This is a genomic window from Collinsella sp. TM06-3 (genome assembly GCF_003436395.1).
Lineage (GTDB): Bacteria > Actinomycetota > Coriobacteriia > Coriobacteriales > Coriobacteriaceae > Collinsella.
Map to the genome: position 1 here is coordinate 1 of NZ_QSPG01000028.1, position 20,708 is coordinate 20,708.

At 61.8% G+C, this 20,708-nt stretch carries 19 protein-coding genes; 6 read left to right on the forward strand and 13 right to left on the reverse strand.

All coding sequences use genetic code 11. The annotated features are described in order from the left end of the window. Nucleotides 1-95: 95 nt before the first annotated feature. The 3 genes from DXD56_RS08990 to DXD56_RS09000 all read right to left on the reverse strand — a co-directional run bounded on the left by DXD56_RS08990 (nt 96) and on the right by DXD56_RS09000 (nt 3,378). Nucleotides 96-797 (reverse strand): hypothetical protein, encoded by a 702-nt coding sequence (locus tag DXD56_RS08990; protein ID WP_117640975.1) that lies wholly within the window; start codon nt 795-797, stop codon nt 96-98. Next, nucleotides 798-2,531 (reverse strand): 2-amino-4-hydroxy-6-hydroxymethyldihydropteridine diphosphokinase, encoded by a 1,734-nt coding sequence (folK, locus tag DXD56_RS08995; protein WP_117640976.1) that lies wholly within the window; start codon nt 2,529-2,531, stop codon nt 798-800. 94 nt (nt 2,532-2,625) lie between these two features. Then, nucleotides 2,626-3,378, reverse strand: coding sequence for an NAD-dependent protein deacylase (locus tag DXD56_RS09000; RefSeq protein WP_117637152.1), 753 nt, complete (start codon nt 3,376-3,378; stop codon nt 2,626-2,628). 114 nt (nt 3,379-3,492) lie between these two features. On the opposite strand from DXD56_RS09000, the gene DXD56_RS09005 reads away from it, so the two are divergent. Continuing rightward, on the forward strand, nt 3,493-4,311 hold the full coding sequence (locus tag DXD56_RS09005; protein WP_117640977.1) for an exodeoxyribonuclease III: 819 nt from the start codon (nt 3,493-3,495) through the stop codon (nt 4,309-4,311). 536 nt (nt 4,312-4,847) lie between these two features. Here DXD56_RS09005 and DXD56_RS09010 read toward each other — a convergent pair. From DXD56_RS09010 to DXD56_RS09020, 3 genes are read right to left on the reverse strand one after another with little or no spacing between them, the layout of a single operon-like run. Further along, nucleotides 4,848-5,561 (reverse strand): DUF6580 family putative transport protein, encoded by a 714-nt coding sequence (locus DXD56_RS09010; protein ID WP_117640978.1) that lies wholly within the window; start codon nt 5,559-5,561, stop codon nt 4,848-4,850. A 4-nt stretch (nt 5,562-5,565) separates the two neighbouring features. Next, entirely contained in the window at nt 5,566-7,209 is a 1,644-nt protein-coding gene (locus tag DXD56_RS09015; protein ID WP_117640979.1) for an ABC transporter ATP-binding protein, read from the reverse strand. Then, nucleotides 7,209-8,087 (reverse strand): energy-coupling factor transporter transmembrane component T, encoded by an 879-nt coding sequence (locus DXD56_RS09020; RefSeq protein WP_117640985.1) that lies wholly within the window; start codon nt 8,085-8,087, stop codon nt 7,209-7,211. The genes DXD56_RS09015 and DXD56_RS09020 overlap by 1 nt, the downstream gene beginning before the upstream one ends. 204 nt (nt 8,088-8,291) lie before the next feature. On the opposite strand from DXD56_RS09020, the gene glmU reads away from it, so the two are divergent. The 5 genes from glmU (at nt 8,292) to gltA (ending at nt 14,337) form a co-directional block, all read left to right on the forward strand. Continuing rightward, entirely contained in the window at nt 8,292-9,704 is a 1,413-nt protein-coding gene (glmU, locus tag DXD56_RS09025) for a bifunctional UDP-N-acetylglucosamine diphosphorylase/glucosamine-1-phosphate N-acetyltransferase GlmU (protein WP_117640980.1), read from the forward strand. 191 nt (nt 9,705-9,895) lie between these two features. Further along, nucleotides 9,896-10,882: a ribose-phosphate pyrophosphokinase gene (locus tag DXD56_RS09030; protein WP_089573682.1), complete on the forward strand. Its 987-nt coding sequence runs from the start codon at nt 9,896-9,898 to the stop codon at nt 10,880-10,882. A 224-nt stretch (nt 10,883-11,106) separates the two neighbouring features. Further along, nucleotides 11,107-11,736, forward strand: coding sequence for an aminoacyl-tRNA hydrolase (gene pth, locus DXD56_RS09035; RefSeq protein WP_195246394.1), 630 nt, complete (start codon nt 11,107-11,109; stop codon nt 11,734-11,736). Between the two features lie 361 nt (nt 11,737-12,097). Further along, nucleotides 12,098-12,937: a sulfide/dihydroorotate dehydrogenase-like FAD/NAD-binding protein gene (locus DXD56_RS09040; RefSeq protein ID WP_117640981.1), complete on the forward strand. Its 840-nt coding sequence runs from the start codon at nt 12,098-12,100 to the stop codon at nt 12,935-12,937. Beyond that, a complete protein-coding gene (gene gltA / locus DXD56_RS09045; protein WP_117640982.1) occupies nt 12,928-14,337 on the forward strand; it encodes an NADPH-dependent glutamate synthase in 1,410 nt (469 codons plus the stop codon). The genes DXD56_RS09040 and gltA overlap by 10 nt, the downstream gene beginning before the upstream one ends. A gap of 461 nt (nt 14,338-14,798) precedes the next feature. On the opposite strand, the gene DXD56_RS09050 is transcribed toward gltA, so the two are convergent. The 7 genes from DXD56_RS09050 to DXD56_RS09080 form a co-directional block, all read right to left on the reverse strand. After that, nucleotides 14,799-15,422, reverse strand: coding sequence for an AAA family ATPase (locus tag DXD56_RS09050; RefSeq protein ID WP_055251542.1), 624 nt, complete (start codon nt 15,420-15,422; stop codon nt 14,799-14,801). Between the two features lie 48 nt (nt 15,423-15,470). Then, nucleotides 15,471-16,109: an amino acid ABC transporter permease gene (locus DXD56_RS09055; protein ID WP_055285379.1), complete on the reverse strand. Its 639-nt coding sequence runs from the start codon at nt 16,107-16,109 to the stop codon at nt 15,471-15,473. 3 nt (nt 16,110-16,112) lie between these two features. Next, nucleotides 16,113-16,859, reverse strand: coding sequence for an amino acid ABC transporter permease (locus DXD56_RS09060; RefSeq protein WP_117640983.1), 747 nt, complete (start codon nt 16,857-16,859; stop codon nt 16,113-16,115). Between the two features lie 25 nt (nt 16,860-16,884). Continuing rightward, entirely contained in the window at nt 16,885-17,754 is an 870-nt protein-coding gene (locus tag DXD56_RS09065) for a transporter substrate-binding domain-containing protein (protein WP_233524975.1), read from the reverse strand. 14 nt (nt 17,755-17,768) lie between these two features. Further along, nucleotides 17,769-18,500: an amino acid ABC transporter ATP-binding protein gene (locus tag DXD56_RS09070; RefSeq protein ID WP_055251548.1), complete on the reverse strand. Its 732-nt coding sequence runs from the start codon at nt 18,498-18,500 to the stop codon at nt 17,769-17,771. A gap of 360 nt (nt 18,501-18,860) precedes the next feature. Then, nucleotides 18,861-19,304: a GatB/YqeY domain-containing protein gene (locus DXD56_RS09075; protein ID WP_006235801.1), complete on the reverse strand. Its 444-nt coding sequence runs from the start codon at nt 19,302-19,304 to the stop codon at nt 18,861-18,863. 54 nt (nt 19,305-19,358) lie between these two features. Continuing rightward, nucleotides 19,359-20,582 (reverse strand): peptidylprolyl isomerase, encoded by a 1,224-nt coding sequence (locus DXD56_RS09080; RefSeq protein WP_117640984.1) that lies wholly within the window; start codon nt 20,580-20,582, stop codon nt 19,359-19,361. Between the last annotated feature and the right edge of the window lie 126 nt (nt 20,583-20,708).

Sequence of the window (20,708 nt, forward strand, 5' to 3'; positions counted from 1 at the left end):
TAGTTCTTATTTAAGCCGTCCAAGTTTTGGGGTGCAGTTCAGTGCCGAGGAGAGCTTCTGTTGTCATCGTTATCTTTGAGCGCTGGCGCCCCGCGTTACAGCCCGCGAATGCGCACGGCCTCGGGCGGAAACTCCTGCTCGCCGGCATCGGTCTTGATGGTCGCGCGGCCCCAGATGTCCAGGCCCGCAAACACGCCGACCGCGGGCGGCAGGCCGTTGGGCGACACCGCCGCGACCTGACGACCCAGCAGCGGCACCATATCGAAGTACTCGCCCAGCACCGGGGCCAGCGGGCCGGCAGCGCCCTGTGGTGTGTTGGCAACAACCGCCCAGGCGTCAACGCGAGCGAGCACCGCCGCGCCCAATGCCTCGACCAGTACCTCGTCGCCCATATCCACGCCGAGCTCGCCCAGTGCCGAACGCTCAATATCCACCGTCACCGCGGCAAACATGCCCGCGGCACCGGCACCGCCGTTGACGGCGACGCGCGCGAGCGACGTCTCAAACGCAGGCGCGCCGCACACGATGCCACTCGGCCACTGGATGCCCACCTTGCCGGCAAGCCCCAGGCCCGGCGTTGCGGCCGTGCCCGCGAGCGCGTCCATCATGCCCATTGCGGCCACAAACGGCAGACCGTGGAAGGCGTGCATGTTCACATCGGGGCGCACGACCAGCGAAAACGTCAGCGATGCATCGCCCGCGCTCCACGCGCACCGGCCCGCGGACGCACCCTCGCGGCCCGCGTCACGCGCCGCGTCGAGCTCGGTACCGGCGGCAACAGCATTCATCTCAATCATCTACATACGCCCCAATTCGCCCACGATATGGCCCACGCGGTCCTCGGGCTCCTTGACCTCGACACCGTTGTAGCGGAAGAACCGCGCCGGGTCGTGCATCAGGTCCTCGAGCGGCACCAGCACAAAGTCGCGCTCGCCGATCAGCGGATGCGGCAGGCGCAGCTTCTTGCCGCCGTGGGTCTCGCCGTCCATCCACAGCAGGTCCAGGTCGATGGTGCGCGGGCCGTTTGCCTTGGCCTTTTTGGAGCGGTCGCGGCCCAGCTCGGCCTCGATCTTCATGAGCTCGTCGAGCAGCACCAGCGGCGCCAACTCGGTCTTGATCTCGATGACGGCGTTGGCAAACGCGTCCTGGCGCGTCTCGTAGGCCGGCTCGCTCTCGTAGATCTTGGAGGAGTTGGACACGCAGGTAAGTGGAATCTCGGCGATCATGTCGCGTGCGGCGCGGATGTTGTCGCAGCGATGCCCCAGGTTGGAACCCACGGCCACAAACGCGCGGCGCGGCTGCGGCTTGGCGACAGCCCAGTACCCGTTCAGGAACTGCGCAAAGCCCGCAACGTCATGCACGCGCACGATGTTGGCGCCGGCCTGGATGGCGCCCAGGCACACACCAAACGTGGCGGCATCGCGCGCGGCGGCATCGGTCACGCCCGAGACGGCGCCCACAAAGCGCTTGCGCGACACGGCGCACATGAGCGGATAGCCCAGCGACGCCATCTTAGCGGTCTCGCGCTGGATGACGATATCCTCGTTGGCCGTCTTGCCAAAGCCCGGACCGGGATCGATGCAGATGCGGTCGCGCGACACGCCGGCATGGATGAGCGCGCGGGCCTGGTCGGACAGAAAGCCCATGACGCGGCGCATGATGGGCGCCGAATCGGGCAGGGTAAAGCGGCGGAGCTGCGAGGTGGGCACATAGGCTTCCTCACGGCGGGCACTGCGGCGCATCATGGCGGCCAGGTGGTCGCTGGGCTCTGGTGCGACTTCGGTAGCTGCGGGCACGGCCTCGGGCGCAACGGCAGCAGGGGCAGCCTGCTCGGTAGCCGGCGTCTCTGACTCGGCAACAGGCTCGGGCGTGGGCTCTGATTCGCCAAACGGCAGCGAGGGCTGTACCACACCGCCCGGAAGCTTGGTCTCAACCTTGGACTCGCCCAGCAACTTGCCGCGACGGCGACGGGCTGGCTTCTCGGCCTCGCGCGCGGCCTCGGCGGCCGCTTCGCGTGCCTTCTCGGCAACAAACGCCGCAGCCGAGGTATCAAGCTGCACCGTCGCGTGCGTACGAGCAGGGGCGGCGACCTCGCCGGCGTGCATCACGATAACGCCGCAGGCGCTCGTCTTAACAAACTCGACCATCTTGGGGTCGGTGAAGCCCGTCACGTCGTTGACAATAGAGGCGCCGCAGCGCACGGCCGCCTTGGCAACTGCCACGTGGCGCGTGTCAATCGAGACGATGGCACCCTCTTTGGCCAGCGCGCGCACCACGGGCAGCACGCGGCGAGCCTCCTCGTCGGGGTTGACCGGGGTAAAACCAGGGCGCGTGGACTCGCCGCCCACGTCGATGATGTCGGCGCCGGCGTCGAGTATCGCCAGGCCGTACTCGATTGCGGCATCCGGGTCGAAGTGCTCCCCGCCGTCGCTAAACGAATCGGGCGTCACGTTGAGGACGCCCATGATGCGCGGACGGTCAAAGCTGAGCTCGTACTTTCCGCACCGCCATGTCTTGCTATCGTTCGCCATGAACATCCTCCTCAAATGCCCGCGCCGCCGCGCTCGGGCGCAGGCGGCGGGGTCGCTTTGCAATCAGTCTTTCTATTGTATCCGCGCACACGGGCTAGAACGCAAACGCGGCCGCGATGTCGCAAGAAATCAGCAGGTCGGCATTTGCATCTTGATCGGTGGGAGCAAGATTGCAAATGGCCAGCGTATCGCCGGTAAAGTAGCGCGTAAGGCCCGCCGCCGGATACACCACGAGCGAGGTCCCGCCCACAATGAGGGCATCGGCCGCGGCGATGGCGGCAACGGCGCCGGTCAGCACATGCTCGTCGAGCGGCTCTTCGTATAGCACCACATCGGGCTTGATGCGACCACCGCACGCGGGGCACACGGGCACGCCCGCGGCGTCCTCGTGCTCGCGCGAGCAAATCCACTCGGCGCTATAGACCGCTCCGCACGACTGGCAAATGTTGCGATGGACCGATCCGTGCAACTCAAACACGCGCTGCGAGCCCGCCATCTGATGCAAGCCGTCGATGTTTTGCGTCACCACGGCATCAAGCTTGCCGACGCGCTCCAGCTCGGCCAGCTTGGTGTGGCAGCGGTTGGGCTTAGCGTTAAGCGCGATCATCTTGGTTCGGTAAAAGTCGAAGAACTCCGCCGGATGTGTCTCGTAAAAGCTGTGCGACAGCATGGTCTCGGGCGGATAGGCAAACTGCTGGTGATACAGGCCGTCCACGCTGCGAAAATCGGGAATGCCGCTTGCCGTGGAAACACCCGCGCCGCCAAAGAAGACCACGCGCTTGTGGGTATCAAAAAGCTCCGCCAGCGCGGCGGAGGCCTGCTTGGGATCCGATATTGCCTGCGTCATATGAGCCCTCCGTCCTTGTTGATCGGGGCGACTGCGATTGCGCCGTCGTCCGCGGGGCCCGCCCCGCCCCTGTTGCGCTAATCTTAAGCCTGCCAACCCCGTCGAAAGGACACCATGCCTCAGACTTACACTTTCGCCTCGTGGAACGTCAACGGCCTGCGCGCCGTGCTCAAAAAGGACCCGAGCTTTATCCAGATCGCGCAAGAACTCGACGTCGATATCCTGGCGCTGCAAGAGACCAAGCTGCAAGAAGGCCAGGTCGATATTGACCTGCCCGGCTATCACCAAACCTGGAGCTACGCCGAGCGTAAAGGCTATTCGGGCACTGCGGTCTTTAGCCGCCAGGAACCGCTGCGCGTGCTGCACGCCGACGCGCTGCTACCCTACGCCGACGAAGGCGAGGCTGCCGAGCTCGTTGCCCAAGCCGCGACCGAGGGCCGCGTCTGCGCGCTGGAGTTCGACAAATTCTGGTTTGTCGACGTCTATACGCCCAACGCCCAAAATGAGCTCGCGCGCATCGATGTGCGCATGGCCTGGGACGATGCCTACCGCGGCTTTTTGAACGCACTCGAGCGCGAGACCGGCAAACCCGTCGTGACCTGCGGCGACTTTAACGTGGCGCACGAGGAAATCGACCTTAAGAACCCCGAGTCCAACCGCGGCAACGCCGGCTTTTCGGACGAAGAACGTGGCAAGTTTACCGAGCTGCTCAACGCCGGCTTTACCGATACCTGGCGCACGGCAAACCCCGACGTCGAGGGCGTCTACAGCTGGTGGAGCTATCGCTTTAATGCCCGCAAGAACAACGCAGGCTGGCGCATCGACTACTTCCTGGTAAGCGACGCAATCGCCGACAACGTACGCGACACCGGCATCCGCAGCGACATCTTTGGCAGCGACCACTGCCCCGTCACCCTCACGCTAGAGCTCTAGCCCCAACTGATCCCCTGGGGACGGAGGAAAACGGATCATTTTGGGCCTCGTGAGGGTATCCGTGTGACCCATCCGCCACGAAACACGCCCATCTACTACGTTTAAGCCACCACCCTCAACCACAGCGAACAACGCCAAAAGAAAACCGCAGGTAGAAAGCCTGCGGTTTTTCATAAAACGCGAACATTGTCGGGGGCATCAAGCTAAACGTAGTAGATGGGCCAGTTTCGTGGCAAGCGCCGTCAACTGATTCCCTGGGGACATCTGGGGACGGAAGAAAATGGATCAATTTGGCTCTCTGAGGGCCACGATGCCCGTCATATCAGCCGGCCATTCCAAAACTTTGCCGGTTTACGGGGCTGAATCGCGAACCCCTAACCATACGCAATTCCGAGATAATAAAATCGCAGGTAGACGGTGTGCCCTATTTCGAAAAATGCTGGTATGGTCGGCCCGCGCTAATCTAGCCCCGTAAACCGGCATAGTTTTGAAATGGCACTTCGGCAGTATTGATTCCCGCCCCGGCGTAACCAACCCTACAGCCCGTATTTCACGACGACTCGGTTGATGCGGCGACACCAAGGCTTGTACAGGGCGACCAAAAACACGCAGGTCGCAAGGCCGTGCGTGATATCGAACGGTACGGCGGTGGCAAGACGCGCCATGGCACCCGCCCACGTGAGCGGCTGTACAAACCCAATGATGTCATACGCGTTGATCACAACGCCGTACAGCAAACCCGAAGCAAAGCCGTAGATCAACAGCGCCGGCATACGCACGGTGCCATCGGCGCGATCAAAAGCGCCGGCATGCGCCAACGCACCGCCAACGTATCCCACGAGCCCCCAGGCATACATCTGCCACGGCGTCCACATGCCCTGTCCAAAAAAGAAATTGCTGGTCAGCGCCGCCAGCGCGCCAACCATAAAACCATTGCGGCAACCAAGCGTCGCCCCCGCGATAATGGCGATGGCGCTCACCGGTTTAAAGTCGGGAATGGGGCCAAACAGAATGCGCCCCGCCGCAGCCAACGCCGCCAGAACCAGCGTTGGCACAATCTGGCGTAAGCCCGGGCGCGACGCCTCGTAGCCCGCAAAGAACAGCGCGAGCACCAGCGCCACCACGACAAGCATGGCAAGCGCCGCCTGTTCAACGCCCGCCAGCAACGCCGCAGCCATCACGGCTGGCACCGCCAGCAGCAGCGGTATCTCCAGTTTTGCGAGTAGGCGCACGATGCGATAATCCGCCATCCCATCACGCCCTATAAAACACGTTGTCGGCAAAGAAGTCGACCGGCGGCTCCATGCAGGCAATCTCACCGTCAAACATCATGGCAACGTCATCGGCAACCTGCTCGGCAAAATCCAGATCGTGCGTGGCCATGATGACGGTGCCACCAACCTTCGCATGGTCACGCAGGGCGCGGGCGATGATGCGGCGGCTGAACAGGTCTAGACCCTTGGTGGGCTCATCGAGCAATAGCAGTTCGGGGCCGATTAGCAGCAGTTTTGCCAATGCAAGCAGTTGACGCTGCCCGCCCGAAAGATCGTACGGATGGCGCCCATCCAGACCCGACAGCCCCAAGCTCGCCGCACGCTCCCGCGCCAAGTTCTCGTCATATCCGCAGGTCGAGGCCCATTCCATCAGCTCGTCGCGCACCGTCTCGGCAACCAACAACGCCTTGGGATTCTGAGGCAGCAGCGCCGCCGATGCCGCCCCACGCACCATGCGACCACGCTGCAACTTGACCGTTTTGGCCAGCACCGAGAGCATCGTCGACTTGCCGCAGCCGTTTCCGCCCACAATCGCATGCACCGCGCCAGTCGAAAACGCCACATCGAGTCCGCGCAGCACCCAGCCGGACGCCCGATCGTAGCGAAACCAGCTTCCTGTCAAGGTGGTGGCCGAGCCAGCGTACATTTTTGGGAGTATTCTGCATCCACCGGCGCGCGATGACGCCCCCGAGTCGTCCTGCGGCAAGATTTGCGCCTCAAATTTAGCCGATTTGTCCGTTTTTGGTCCCTTTTTCGCACCCGCAACGTCCGCGTGCGGGTCTAAAGAGCCCTGCCGGCCACCAGCGATGCTGAAAATTCCGTTTTTTGCACGCCGCGAGCCACCCCACCCTGGCACCTCGCCAGAAAACAGCTCTTCGCGATGCCCCAAGGAGGCAATGTCGGCCACCTCGCGCACGCGGCCGCCCTCAATCCGATACGCGCACGTCGCATACTCGAGCATTGGGCGCGGTTGATGCGTAGCCACAACAACCGTGCAGCCCAGCTCGCGATTCACACGAAACAGCGCGTGCAGAAAATTCTTCTCGGCAACGGGATCGAGCTGAGACGTGGGCTCGTCGAGTAGCAGCACACGCGGACGCAGCGCCAGGACGGCGGCAAGCGACAGCAGCTGCTTGCGGCCACCCGAAAGCGTATCGGTATCGCGATGAAGCCAGTCCTCCAGACCAAAGAAATAGCTGGTTTCGGCAACACGGCGGCGCATCTCGTCGCGCGACACCCCCAGATTCTCTAGGCCAAACGCCATCTCGTGCCACACGGTCTCGCACACAATCTGGTTCTCGGGATCCTGGAACACGTAGCCCACGCACTCCGCAGACGCGCGCACGTCCATGTCGGCAACGTTCTCGCCCAGCACGCGCGCATCGCCAGTGCGCTCGCCCGCCGGAGCGATCTCGGGCTTGAGCAGCGACAGCAGCGTCGACTTACCCGATCCGGTACCGCCAACAAGCAGCGCAAATGCACCTTGGGGAACAGACCAGTCGAGCCCCTCGAGCACCGCAGCATCAGCCCCGGGGTAGGCAAAGCTCAGGCTCCGCGCCTCAATCGCCGGCATATCCGGGCCGCACGCCGCACCCGACACCGGGCCCCTATCCAACCGAGCCATCAGCCAAACCCCTTCTCATCGATCACATGCAACACGCAGGGCAGCACCATCCATGCAGCGTACACGACATAGCCCAGCCACGGCGCCGGCACCGAGAGCTGCGGATAAAACGAATACTGCGTCGTCGCGGTCCATGCCACCGCCACCGCGGCGGCACCAAACACCGCAAGTCCAACCAGCGCGGCAGCATCGCCGCGCGCCAGCCGATACCACGCATACGTCGTACGGCGCGACGCAGCACCCCACCCGCGCGAGCGCATGGCATCCGCGCGCTCAAGCGAATCTTCCATGCCCCAGCCCATCAACACGCTCGACGCCCGCAGGCGCGAGCGCACGGGGTCGGCCGGCGCGCGGCCCGGCACATCAATCGCATCCTGCACCGCCAGCACCGTACGACCGCGGCGCAAAAACTGCAGGATAAGCCGCATGCACATCGAGATCATGAGCGCAATCACCGGTGCGGCATTGCCCAGCAGCGCGAGCACCTTGTCGTATTCGAGCATCGATGCCGCAGCCTCAAACCACAACACGCTCGCCACGAACAGCCCGCCCATGCACAGGCCGTATACCATGCTCTCCAGATACACCGCGCGCATGCCAATACGGAACAGCTCCGTCGAGCCCGAGGCGCTAAACAGCGGATTGAGCACCGCAACGATCAAAATCACCGGCAGCTGCCAGCGGAGTGCGCCCAGCGTGCGGGCAGCCCCACGCGTCGCAAATCCATACGCCAGCCCGCCCGCAAGCGACAGCGCGATCAGCACCGGTTGCATCGAGAACATGGTGAGCCCCAGCGTCAGCACCATGTAGAGGGCCGGCACAGCCGGATGCGACATCGAGAATGCCGCGACGGGCTCGTTGCCCGATTCCTCTCGCATGATATCCACGGGCACCCCATCCCCTCGCTCAAACGTCAACGCCGCAGCGCCGCCACCATACACAACCAGCGCAAACACCGCGTCAACGGCACCGACATCGGCGGCAATGCGTCAATCGTTACGCGCTCATCATATGCCTGCGGTATCATATTGCGCCGTGTATCGTTTCCAAACACACGTCTCTATAACGTAACAGGAGATCACATGGACGCAACCGCAATTATCCTCGCCGCCGGCGAGGGCACCCGCATGAAGTCGAACCACTGCAAGGTTTCGCACAAGATCCTGGGCAAGCCCATGGTTCAGTGGATCGTCGACGCCACCATCAAGGCCGGCTGCAGCCGCGTCGTGGTTGTCATCGGCAGCCATGCCGACGAGATGCGCGCCCTCATCGACGGCGCCTACGCCAACAGCGCCACCAAGGTCGAGTGCGTCGAGCAGACCGAGCGTCTGGGCACCGGTCACGCCGTGAAGGTCGCACTCGAGGCCTGTGGCATCACGCAAGGCCCCGTCGTGGTGCTCAACGGCGACCTGCCGCTCATCACCGCCGACACGGTCGCCAAGTTCGCACAGACCGTCGCCACCGGCGAGCTCGCCTGCACCGTCATGACCATGACCCCGCCCGATCCTTTCGGATACGGCCGCATCAAGCTGGGCGCCGATGGTCAGATCGAGCGCATCATCGAGCAGAAGGACTGCACGCCCGAGCAGGCCGCCACACTGCTGGAGTGCAACGCCGGCTGCTACGCCTTCGACGGCGCGCAGCTCGCAGCCCACATCGACGAGATCGGCAACGACAACGCGCAGTCCGAGTACTATCTGCCCGACATGCTCGAGATCCTCAAGGGCCACGGCCAGGCAGTCTCCATCTTCCACTGCGACGACTACCGCGATGGCCTGGGCGTCAACAGCCGCATCCAGCTCGCGCAGCTCACTGCCATCGCTCGCGACCGCATCAACGAGCACTGGATGGCCGAGGGCGTCACCTTCATCGACCCCACGCAGGCCTGGATCGGCCCCGACGCCGTCATCGGCCGCGACACCGTCGTGTGGCCGCAGACGCACCTGATCGGCCACGTCACCGTGGGCGAGGAGTGCCAGCTCGGCCCCAACAGCCGCCTCACCGACACCACCGTCGGCAGCGGCTGCACCATCGATGAGACCATCGCCATCGAGGCCGTCATCGAGAACGGCGTCGACTGCGGCCCGCGCGCCTACCTGCGCCCGGGCACTCACATGCTCGACGGTTCCAAAGCCGGCACGCACGTGGAGATCAAGAAGTCCACGATCGGCGAGGGCTCCAAGGTGCCGCATCTGTCCTACATCGGCGACACCACCATGGGCTCCGGCGTCAACGTGGGCGCGGGCTCCATCACCTGCAACTACGACGGCGTGCACAAGCACAAGACCGTCATCGGCAAGGACGCCTTCATCGGCTCCGACACCATGATGGTCGCGCCCGCCCAGATCGGCGACGGCGCGCTCGTGGCCGCAGGCTCCGTCATCACCGAGCCGGTCCCGGCCGACGCACTTGGTCTGGGCCGCGCCCGTCAGGTAAATATTGAGGGCTGGGCCGCCGATTATCGCCGCCGTCTGCACGAGGACGACGAGGTATAACGTTTTACCAAGCACAAAAGGAGCTGTTCCATGGGGACGGCTCCTTTTTTCTATCGTGACCTGCGCGACCGGATGAGTGGTCGGTTCGTGTCCGTTGACGGTAAAGACGTTATCAAGACCCGATAAACCCCGCCGCACGGTTACAATGCAACAAGGCATCTATATGGCATTCGATATAAAGGAGAAGGGTAATGCCGATTAATGATCCCGAGAAGTCGGAGAATATGCGCAAGTCCATCCGCGTGTATTCCGGTTCCTCCAACCGTCCCCTCGCTCAGAAGATTGCTGAGTACCTTGGGGTCGAGCTTTCGGGCCTTACGCTAAAGCAGTTCGCCAATGGTGAGATTTACGCCCGCTACGACGAGACCGTCCGCGGCGCCGACGTCTTCCTGATTCAGTCCGTGGCCGGCGGCAACGTCAACGACATGCTCATGGAGCTGCTCATCGCCACCGACGCTGCCAAGCGCGCATCCGCCCGCTCCATCACCGCCGTTATCACCCACTACGGCTATGCCCGCCAGGACCGCAAGGCCGGCCCGCGCGAGCCCATCACCGCCCGCCTCGTCGCCAACCTGCTCGAGCGCGCCGGCGTCAACCGCATCATCACCCTCGACCTGCACCAGGGCCAGATCCAGGGCTTCTTCGATATCCCGGTTAACCACCTGTCCGCACTGCCGCTGTTTGGCCAGTACTACAACGACATGCACTTCGACACCGACAACCTGGTTGTCGTCTCCCCCGATGTGGGCCGCGCCAAGGCCGCCAAGAAGCTGTCCGACATGCTCGGCTGCGACCTGGCCATCGCCCACAAGGGCCGTCCGCGCCACAACGCCGCCGAGGTCATGGGCATCATCGGTGACATCAAGGGCAAGACCTGCATCATCAACGACGACATGATCGACACCGCTGGCACCCTGTGCGCCAACGTCAAGGAGCTCAAGGCAATGGGCGCCGGCGACATCTACGTGTGCGCCACCCACGGCATCTTCTCCGGCCCGGCCATCGAGCGCCTGAACGATGCCCCCATCGTCGAGTGCGTCGTCACCGACGCCATCCCCGTCGAGGTCGGCGGCAAGATCAAGACCATCTCGGTCGCCGAGGAGTTCGCCCAGGCCATTTCCGCCGTTTACCACGAGGAGCCCGTCTCCACGCTCGTCGGCGGCGACTTCGCGCTGTAATCGCATCGTCCTTGCAACCCGGCGCATCACCGCCGGAACAGAAGAAACCCCCGCGCTCCCCCTTGCTTCGCAAAGGTCGCGCGGGGGTTTCTTCTGTTCCGGCGGCTCGCTCTGCCGCGGCCGTGCTTTTGTCTGGTGGGATTTCACTGAAACAAGGTCTCGGCTTCGGCGGGCGTGGTAGCCTTTGTCGTTGAACGAACTACTTATGTAACGAAAGGAAACCTATGGCAGCTGCACAGCCGCTTAAGATTCGCATGGTTGCCGGACTTGGCAACCCGGGTGAGGAATATGCCGAGACCCGCCACAACGCCGGCTTTAAGGCGATCGACGAGCTGGCCCGTCAGGCCGGCGTCACGTACTGGAAAAACCAGGCAGGCGCCGAGGTCGCGCTCATCAACATCAACGATCCCGAGGAAGAGGGAGGTAAGCGCCAGATTGTACTGGTCAAGCCGCAGTCGTACATGAATACCTCGGGCGGCCCCATCTCCAAGCTCTGCCGCGAGTACAAGATCAAGGCCGAGGAGCTGCTCGTCATCCACGACGAGCTCGATATTCCCGCCGGCGACGTGCGTGTTAAGGTGGGCGGCGGCCATGCTGGCCACAACGGTCTGCGCTCCATCATCGACAAGATGGGCAGCCGCGACTTCAGCCGCATCCGCACCGGCATCGGCAACCCTCCCGGCAAGATGGCCGTCGCCGACTACGTGCTTAAGCAGCTGCGCGCCCGCGAGGCCGAGGATTTCCAGGACACCTGTGCCCGCGCCGCAGATGCCGCCGGTCTGGCCATCGTCCACGGCGTAATCTACGCCCGCGACCACGTCAACGGTGCCGCCTCCGCCAACGGCAAGCACTAAAACCTACTATTTAGGGACAGGTTTATTTTGGCGGGTTTTATCTACGAAAACGCCCCGGTGGCCACATCGAAATAAACCCCGCACTGCCATACACACATAGCGCCCCAAAGGGGGCCGGCCTCATCACAACCTGAGGCCGGCCCCCTTTGCCGTTTTGCCTGATAAAACCGACCAAAATAAACCTGTCCCTTTTTGGCAGGTCACTTTTCCCAACCGCCGAAGACACACGTAAACAGCATGTCCATGAGGGTATAATTTGCACCGTATGTCTGCACAACGCCTGTGCGCGTACGGTTTTACTCGGGCTACCGTCCATTTCCGTGGAGGCACGGTTCGGCGGCCCTAACAAGAGAGGGGTTCTATGTATAAGATCCTGGAGAAGACGCAGTTCTCGGAGAAGGTGTTCAAGTTCCGCATCGAGGCGCCCGCTATCGCCAAGCATGCGCACGCTGGACAGTTCCTCATGGTTCGCGCCAACGAGACGGGCGAGCGCGTCCCGTTTACCCTAGCCGGCTGGAACGGTGACGAGGGCTGGGTCGAGTTCATCTTCATGGTGATCGGCAAGACCACCGAGATGCTTTCCACCTACGAGGCCGGCGAGTCGCTGCGCGACGTCGTGGGCCCGCTGGGCGTTCCCACCGAGATGGCCGAGGGCCCCTGCGCCGTCATTGGCGGCGGCGTCGGCCTGGCAATTGCCTTCCCGGTCGCCAAGCACCTGGTCGAGACCGGTCACGAGGTCCACGCCATCATGGGCGCCCGCACCAAGGACCTCCTGCTCATGGAGGACCAGTTCCGCGAGCTCCTCGACGAGGACCACATCCACATCACCACCGACGACGGCTCCTACGGCGAGCAGGGCGTTGTCACCGCTCCGCTGGAGCGCCTGCTGCAGGACAAGGCCGTGAGCCAGGTCTTCTGCGTCGGCCCCGTTCCGATGATGAAGTTCTCGACCCTCACCGCCCAGAAGTACGACACCCCCATCACCGCGTCGCTCAACCCCATCATGGTTGACGGCACCGGCATGTGCGGCTGCTGCCGCGTCGAGGTGGGCGGCGTGACCAAGTTCGCTTGCGTCGACGGCCCCGACTTCGATGCCACCCTGGTCGACTGGGATGACCTTCGTGCCCGCCAGGCCGCTTACCGTTCCGAAGAGGGCGCGTCCCTCAAGACCTATGAGGAAAAGAGCTGCGCATGCCACTAGTTAACGGTCGTTTCGTTGCCGATATGAAGTCGCCCCGCACCCCCGATAACGAGGAGCCGGCTGCCGAGCGCGCCTGCGACTTCCGCCCCGTCGACAAGGGCTTCACCGAGGAGATGGCGCTGGCCGAGGCCGAGCGCTGCCTCAACTGCAAGAAGCCGTTCTGTGTTGAGGGCTGCCCCGTCAACATCAACATCCCCCGCTTTATCGAGCAGATCCGCGCGAAGGACTTCGGCGGCGCCCTCGATACCATCCGCGAGGACTCCATGCTTCCCGCCATCTGCGGCCGCGTCTGCCCGCAGGAGAACCAGTGCGAGGGCAAGTGCATCCGTGGCAAGAAGTCCGAGCCCGTGGCCATCGGTCAGCTCGAGCGCTTCCTGGGTGACCGCCCCGAGCTCGCCTCCACGCCCAAGATGGCCCCCAAGAACGGCAAGAAGGTCGCCGTCGTCGGCTCCGGCCCGTCCGGCATCACCTGCGCTGGCGAGCTCGCCCGCAACGGCTTTGACGTCACCGTCTTCGAGGCTTTCTTCACCGGCGGCGGCGTGCTGGTCTACGGCATCCCCGAGTTCCGTCTGCCCAAGGCAGTCGTCAAGCGCGAGATCGACGGCCTGGAGGACATGGGCGTCAAGTTTGAGTACAACTCCGTCGTGGGCAACATGGCCACGGCCGAGGAGCTGTTCGAGCAGGGCTTCGACGCCATCTACGTGGCGACCGGCGCTGGCCTGCCCAAGTTCCTCAACGTCCCCGGCGAGAACCTGCCCAACGTCTTCTTCGCTAACGAGTACCTCACCCGCGTGAACCTGATGAAGGCCAACAAGTTCCCCGAGTACGACACCCCCACCAAGCACGGCAAGAGCGTCGTCGTCTTTGGTGGCGGCAACGTGGCTATGGACGCCGTCCGTACCGCCAAGCGTCTGGGCGCCGAGCACGCCATCATCGCCTATCGTCGTACCGAGGACGAGATGCCCTGCCGTCGCGCCGAGCTGCACCATGCTAAGGCCGAGGGCGTCGAGGTTCTGCCGCTCGTCTCCCCGCTCGAGTTTGTCGCTGGCGAGGACGGCTCCGTGTGCGCCGTCAAGGTCCAGAAGATGGAACTCGGCGAGCCCGACGAGTCCGGCCGTCGTCGCCCGGTGCCCATCGAGGGCGCCATCGAGGAGATCCCCTGCGACGTCGCGATCTCGGCTATCGGCACCAACGCCAACCCCTTCGCAAAGAAGATCGGCGGCAAGATGGAGCTCAACAAGTGGGGCTACATCGTTGCCGACGAGGAGACCGGCCAGACCACCGATCCCCGCATCTGGGCCGGCGGCGACATCGTCACCGGTGCCGCTACGGTCATTCTGGCGATGGGCGCCGGCAAGAAGGCCGCTGCTTCCATCACCAAGAGCCTGCTGGGCGAGTAATCACCCACAGCGCTAGCCATCAAACGGCAGAGTCCCCGTCGAGCACACGCCCGGCGGGGACTTTTTCTATGCCGACCGCCCAAACCACCACGATGGGGCAGACACCTTTGTGGTGGTTTGGGACTTGCCCGGTCGTTTTGTCTCAATCTGTAACAGCTGGAGTCCGTTGAGCCCTGCAGTTGTTACAGATCGAGATATTGTGCCGGCCGCCCACGCCGCATCTCAATCTGTAACAGTTAGAGACCAAATATGCCGCCTGGTGTTACAGATCAAGACGTTGGGCTGACGGCCGAACGGTTCATCTAAATCTGTAACAGTTAGAGCCATTTTCGCTGGCTTGGTGTTACAGATCGAGACTATGCAAAAGCCGAGGATAGGCACTGCCGCCAAGGCCTTCCCCTCGGCCTAAAACAAAAACCACCACAAAGGTGCCTGTACCCTTTGTGGTGGTTTTTGGTCGGCTAGCCTTCGAGTTGAGCCACTTTGTAGCGGTAGGCAGCGGCGATGACGTCTTTACAGCCCTCGCGTCCCAGCTTAGCGCGGTTGACGACGATATCCTTGCCGCTCGTCATCTTCCACTTTCCGGCGCTATAGCGCTTATAGAACGCCTCGCGCGCCTTCTGCTGCTGCTTGACCAGCTTGGCGCCCTTCTTTTTGTTGAGACCACGCTTTTTGCGCACAATCTCGACGCGGTCCTCAAAAGGAGCGGTCACCAATACGGCAATGTGGTTGGGGTTGTTACGCAGCAGGTAATCGGACAGGCGGCCTTCGATAATGCAGCTCTCGGTCTCGCCCAGGTCCAAGATCACCTGGCTCATCTTTTGGAACAACTTGTCCGAGTACGAACGCGCATCGTAGCGGTCGGGTAGGAACGCCATGTTCTCCACGGCCAGACGCTCGTCGTAGGCGGCCATCTTATCGAGCGACTCGCCCGCGCGCAGCGACGCACGCACCAGCAGCTCGTTATCGTACAGAGGAATCCCCAACTCGTCGGCAAGCATGCGACCAATCTCGTGGCCCTCGGCGCCAAAGTCGCGCGCGATGGTAATGACCACAGGATTCTTCTTGTTCTCCAGATCGCTCATCGCGATTCCTTTCTCTATGTGACAAAGGGGCTGTCCCTTTGCCACATTCTACGCTGCCACGATACGACGTTGATACGCTCGGACCAGCAGCGAGATACCAAAGTTGAGCACAAAGTACATCGCAAATACCAGGCCGTAGAGCATAAGCACCTGCGACAGGTCAATCGCGTGGGCCATCACGACGTTTGCCGTGTACATGAGCTCGGCCACGTTAATACCCGAAAGATACGAGCTGTCCTTAATGACGGTCGTGCACTGGCTAAACAGCGCCGGAATGATCGTCTTAAACGTCTGCGGCAGAATGATGTAGCGCATGGTGGCAAAGAAGCCAAAGCCCTGGCTCTGCGCTGCCTCAAACTGGCCGCGCGGAATCGAGTTGAGGCCTCCGCGCACAATCTCGGCCATAACGGCGCTGGTAAACAGCGTAAAGGCGATGGTCGAAATCACAATGTCCAAACCCTGCACCGTAAAGTAGATAAAAAGGATCCACAGCAGGTTTGGCGTGCAGCGGAACAGCTCGATATAGGCGCTCACCAAAATACGGAACGGGCGGGGCGCATAGCTTTTAACGAGCGCCAGCACCGTGCCAAAGATGAGCGAGAAAAAGATCGACAGCGCCGAGATCTCGATCGTCTTAACAAAGCCGCCCCAAATGTAGAGCAGGTTGGTCGCGTTGAAGATTTCCATGCGCTAGGCCTCCTCTACGTTGTCGAGTCCCAGCTCGGCCAGGCTCACGCCGCGCGGGCGCTCCTTGGAGCGGCGCTCGAGCCACTGCACCAGCATGGCGAGCGGAAAGCAGATGATGAAGTACATAAGGCAGCAGACGATGTATCCCTGCAGGTAACCGTACAGACTCACAAAGTTGTCGGAACGGTACATAAGGTCGCCGCCGGCCACAAGCGCCAGCACCGACGTGTTCTTGACCAGGTTAAGCGCCTGGTTACACAGCGGCGGCAAAATGATCTTGAATGTCTGGGGCAGCACGATGTACCAGTACGCCTGCGCACGGGTGAAGCCCTGGCTCTGGGCCGCCTCCATCTGACCGCGCGGAACCGCCTCGATACCAGTGCGGATGATCTCCGAAATGTAGGCCGCGTGATACAGGCCCACACCCAAGAAGCCCAACACGAACGGCGCGATGCGCACCGGCTGGTCGGCACCGGTTATGGCCTGCAAAAACTGCGGACCGGCCATGTACATAAAGAGCACCTGCACGGGCAACGGGGTGTTCTGGTAAAACTCCACGTACACGCGGCTTATGGCGCGCAGCACGCGCGAGCGAGTGGTAGAAAACACGCCCAGCAGCGTGCCCAGCACCAGCGACAGCAGCAGACCGGCAACGACCACCTGCAGCGTCACGCCAAAGCCCTCCCAGAAGGGCCCCATGTTTTGAAATGTCGTCGACCAACGGTCGGCGTCAAATAATCCTTCGAGCATTTGATTCCTTCCTTGGACGATGCGCCTATACAAGACCCCAGGTCTTGACCTCTTGGTCGAGCCAGCCGTCGGCCAGGCGATCGCAAATCACCTGATCGACCACGGCCGAAAGGTCGCAGCCCTTCTTGGTCGCCACGCCGTAGCCCTGCTCGCCAAACTTGACCTCGGGCTGCAGCAGCTCAACGGTCTCGTTCATGTAGCCGGCCAGCGTGGAGCGGTCCATGGCAAAGACGTCGATATTGCCGGCGTCGAGTGAACTCTTGATGATGGGGTAGCCGCTAAAGGCCCTAAACTCGGGCTTGCAGCTAAAGCCGTTGTCCTTGATCATCTGCTCAATCAGGCCCTGCGTGGTAGCACCCTGGCTCACGCCGATGACCTTGCCGTCCAGGTCCTCAATCGAGGTAAAGCCCGAACGCTTCTTGACCATGAGTCCCACGTAGTCGGTGCGGTACGGCGTCGAGAAATCCCAGCTCTTCTTGCGCTCGTCGGTGATGGTGTAGGTCGCCGCGACCACGTCGAGCTGGCCGTTATCGATCAGCGGGCCGCGCGTCTTGGGCGTTACGTCGGTAAACTCGACAAGCTCCTGGGCACGGGCCTCCTTGTAGCTCACGCCAAAGACGGCGGCCGCGATCTGGTAGCACAAATCGACTTCCATGCCCTCAAAGCGACCCTTAGCGGTGTCGTAATAGCCGTAACCGGGAACGTCCTTCTTAACGCCGGCATTCAGATGGCCACGCGACTTAATGGCCGCAAGCTTAGACCCCTTGTCGGAGCCCTCGCCGCTGGTGGAGTTGCCGCAACCGGTAAGCGCGGCCCCCGTCAGCGTAAGCATACCGGCGCCCGCCAGCTGCAAAAAGTGACGGCGCGACACGGCCGCCCTCGTCATATCCGTCATGTCCACCACCGCACCTAGTGCAGAATCTTGGACAGGAACTCGCGGCAGCGCGGGTTCTCGGGATTATCGAAGAAGTGCTCGGGCGTGCCCTCCTCCAGGATGCGGCCGTCCTCCATAAAGATGACGCGGTCGGCCACCTGGCGCGCAAAACCCATCTCGTGCGTCACGCAGATCATGGTGATGTCCTCCTGCGCAAGCTCAATCATAACGTCCAGAACCTCCTGGACCATCTCGGGGTCGAGCGCCGAGGTCGGCTCGTCAAACAGGATGATGGGCTGCTTGGTGCACAGGGCACGGGCGATGGCGATGCGCTGCTGCTGACCGCCCGAGAGGTTCTGCGGATACTCGCCGGCCTTATGCGCCATGCCGACGCGCTTGAGCGCGGCGATGGCGATCTCGGTCGCCTCCTCCTTGCTCTTCTTTTGCAGCTTGATGGGCGCGAGCGTCAGATTGCCCAGCACCGTCATGTTGGGATACAGGTTGAACTGCTGAAATACCATGGAGCTATACTTGCGAGCCATCTCCAGGTGGTTCTTCTTGGTAAGCGGCGTGCCGTCGATGATGACCTCGCCCGACGTGGGCTCCTCAAGATAATCGACGCAGCGGATGAGCGTCGACTTACCCGAACCAGAGGGCCCGATCATTACGAGCTTCTCGCCGCGCTTGACGGTGAGATTGATATCTTTGAGCACATGCAGGTCGCCAAAGTACTTGTTGAGATGCTTGATCTCGATCATGTCTGCCATGAATGTCCCTTCCCTGCGTTTACACGAGTTGAACTATTGTACGGAAAGAACGACGTTTCCGCAGCCCACACTACATTCCCGTAAAGAACCCGCAACCTTTAACCCACTCATTGGGGACAGACTTAAATGAGTGCCCGCTCATTGGGCATTCATTTAAGTCTGTCCCCAATGAGCGCCGAAAATAATACAACCGCCCTTGTTGAGCATAAGTCAGCAAAAACCCGTACACGCGAGCAAGGTGACGTGAAATGAAAGGGCGCAGACCTTATGGTCGCGCCCTTGAAATTGAACGTCAGATTGCCGTGTGTACGGGTTTGCAGCGTCGAGCCGTTACGCGGTTTGGTAAAACCGCGTAACAAATTACGCAAGCTTTGCGCCGACGATCTTTGCCGCGGCCGGCTTATCGAAGTTGCCGCCGGTGGCCTTGCCGAGTGCACCCATGACCTGGCCCATCTGCTTCTTGGACGTGGCGCCCAGCTCGGCGATAACCTGCTCGATCAGAGCCTCGAGCTCCTCGCCCGAAACCTGCGCGGGCAGCAGGCTCTCCAGAATCTTGACCTGCTCGGTCAGATTGTCGGTACGCTCTTGGTCGGTGCCGGCCTTGATGGACATCTCTAGCGTCTCGCTCGTCTGCTTGATCAGACGCTTGATCATGCTGTTGACGTCTTCCTCGGTCACATCGCGGCGCTCATTGACCTCGATATTCTTCACCTCAGCCTTAACCTGGCGAATGATGGACAGGCGAACCTTGTCCTTGGCCTTCATGGCCGCGATCATTTCCTTCTGCAGCTCTTCGTTGGTCATCTGCAAATCCTCTCTAATAGCGTGGGCGGCACTCGCGCGAGTACCGCCCCATGATTACTCAGTCGTCGACGAATCGTCGGTCGAACTCTTGGTGACGCCCTTCAGGCTGACGTTGTACGGCACGTCCTTGGGCATGGGATTGACGGTGATGTCGGCATCCTTCTTGTACTGCTCTAGCCACTCGCTATACGCAGTGCTGGCCGCCTGCGTCTTCACCACGTTGGAGACGTACTTTTTGATGGCCTTGGGCACCTGGTTGATGTCATCAATCTGATTATCGACATGGAAGTAGTCGGTGCACTTGATGATGTGGTAGCCATAGGTCGACTCGATGACTTCGCTCACGTCGCCCTTGTTGAGCCCCTCGAGCGCCGTCTGGTAGCTGTCGACAAAGGTGGTGAGCTTATCCCAGCCCACATCGCCCTTCTTCTCCTTGGAACCGGTGTCGTCGGAATACTGCTTCACAGCGTCTTCGAAGCTCAGCTCGCCGGAGTTAATCTTGTCCAGGCACTCCTGCGCCTTGGCCTTGGCGGCAGCCTTGTTCTCGTCGGAAGCGTCGGAATCAACCTTGATCAGGATGTTCGACGAGCGGCGGGCGTCGTTGTAGCTGGACAGGTTTTCGTTGATGTAATCGACGATCTCGCTGTCCTTGGGCTTGCTGGTGGGCGCCACGGCATCCTTGAGCTTCTGCTGCGCCAGACTCTCCTTGAGCGAATCCTTGTAGGTGTCCTCGGTGTAGCCGTAGGTCTTAAGCGTCTTCTTAAAGGTCTTGGCGCCGCCCGCGCTCTTGCACGCGTCCTTCCAAGCCTTCTCGACCTCCTTGTCCGACACCGTCACGCCGTTTTCCTTCTGCGCCTGCTGAAGCAGGATCTGCTGCGCGTAGGAATCGATGAGCTGTTTGCGGTACTTCTTGGGCGTAAGGTCGTTGTTGACCAGGTACTGCGCCCAATCCTTGTCCTTGGTATAACCATAGGACGTGCGCATGCTCATGATCTGCTTGGTCACGGTGTCCTCGGTGAGGTTGGTGCCGTTGATGGTGGCAGCCACGCCACCAGTGAGCTTATAGCCCGAGCTGGCGCTTTCGGTCTGCGACATCAGGCCGGAGCACGCCATGGCCGAGACGGAGAGCAGCATCGCCAGCACGCCGATGACCACCAGGACAATCTTGACGGTCTTGGACACGTACGTCTTGCGCTGCTTCTTGCGAGAGCTGGAGGCGGCGCGGGCCTGCTGCTCGGGCGTCGGCGCGACCTCGGGGTTCTTTTTCTTGTTTGCCATGTTTGGCCTTTCACATCACGAATCGAACAAACGCCATTGTGTCACAACGCAGCCCCCGCGACAAAGGGGGCAACCCTGGCACTTGGGGACGTTCCTTTTAATATGAGCAGGACATTGTCAAGAGGC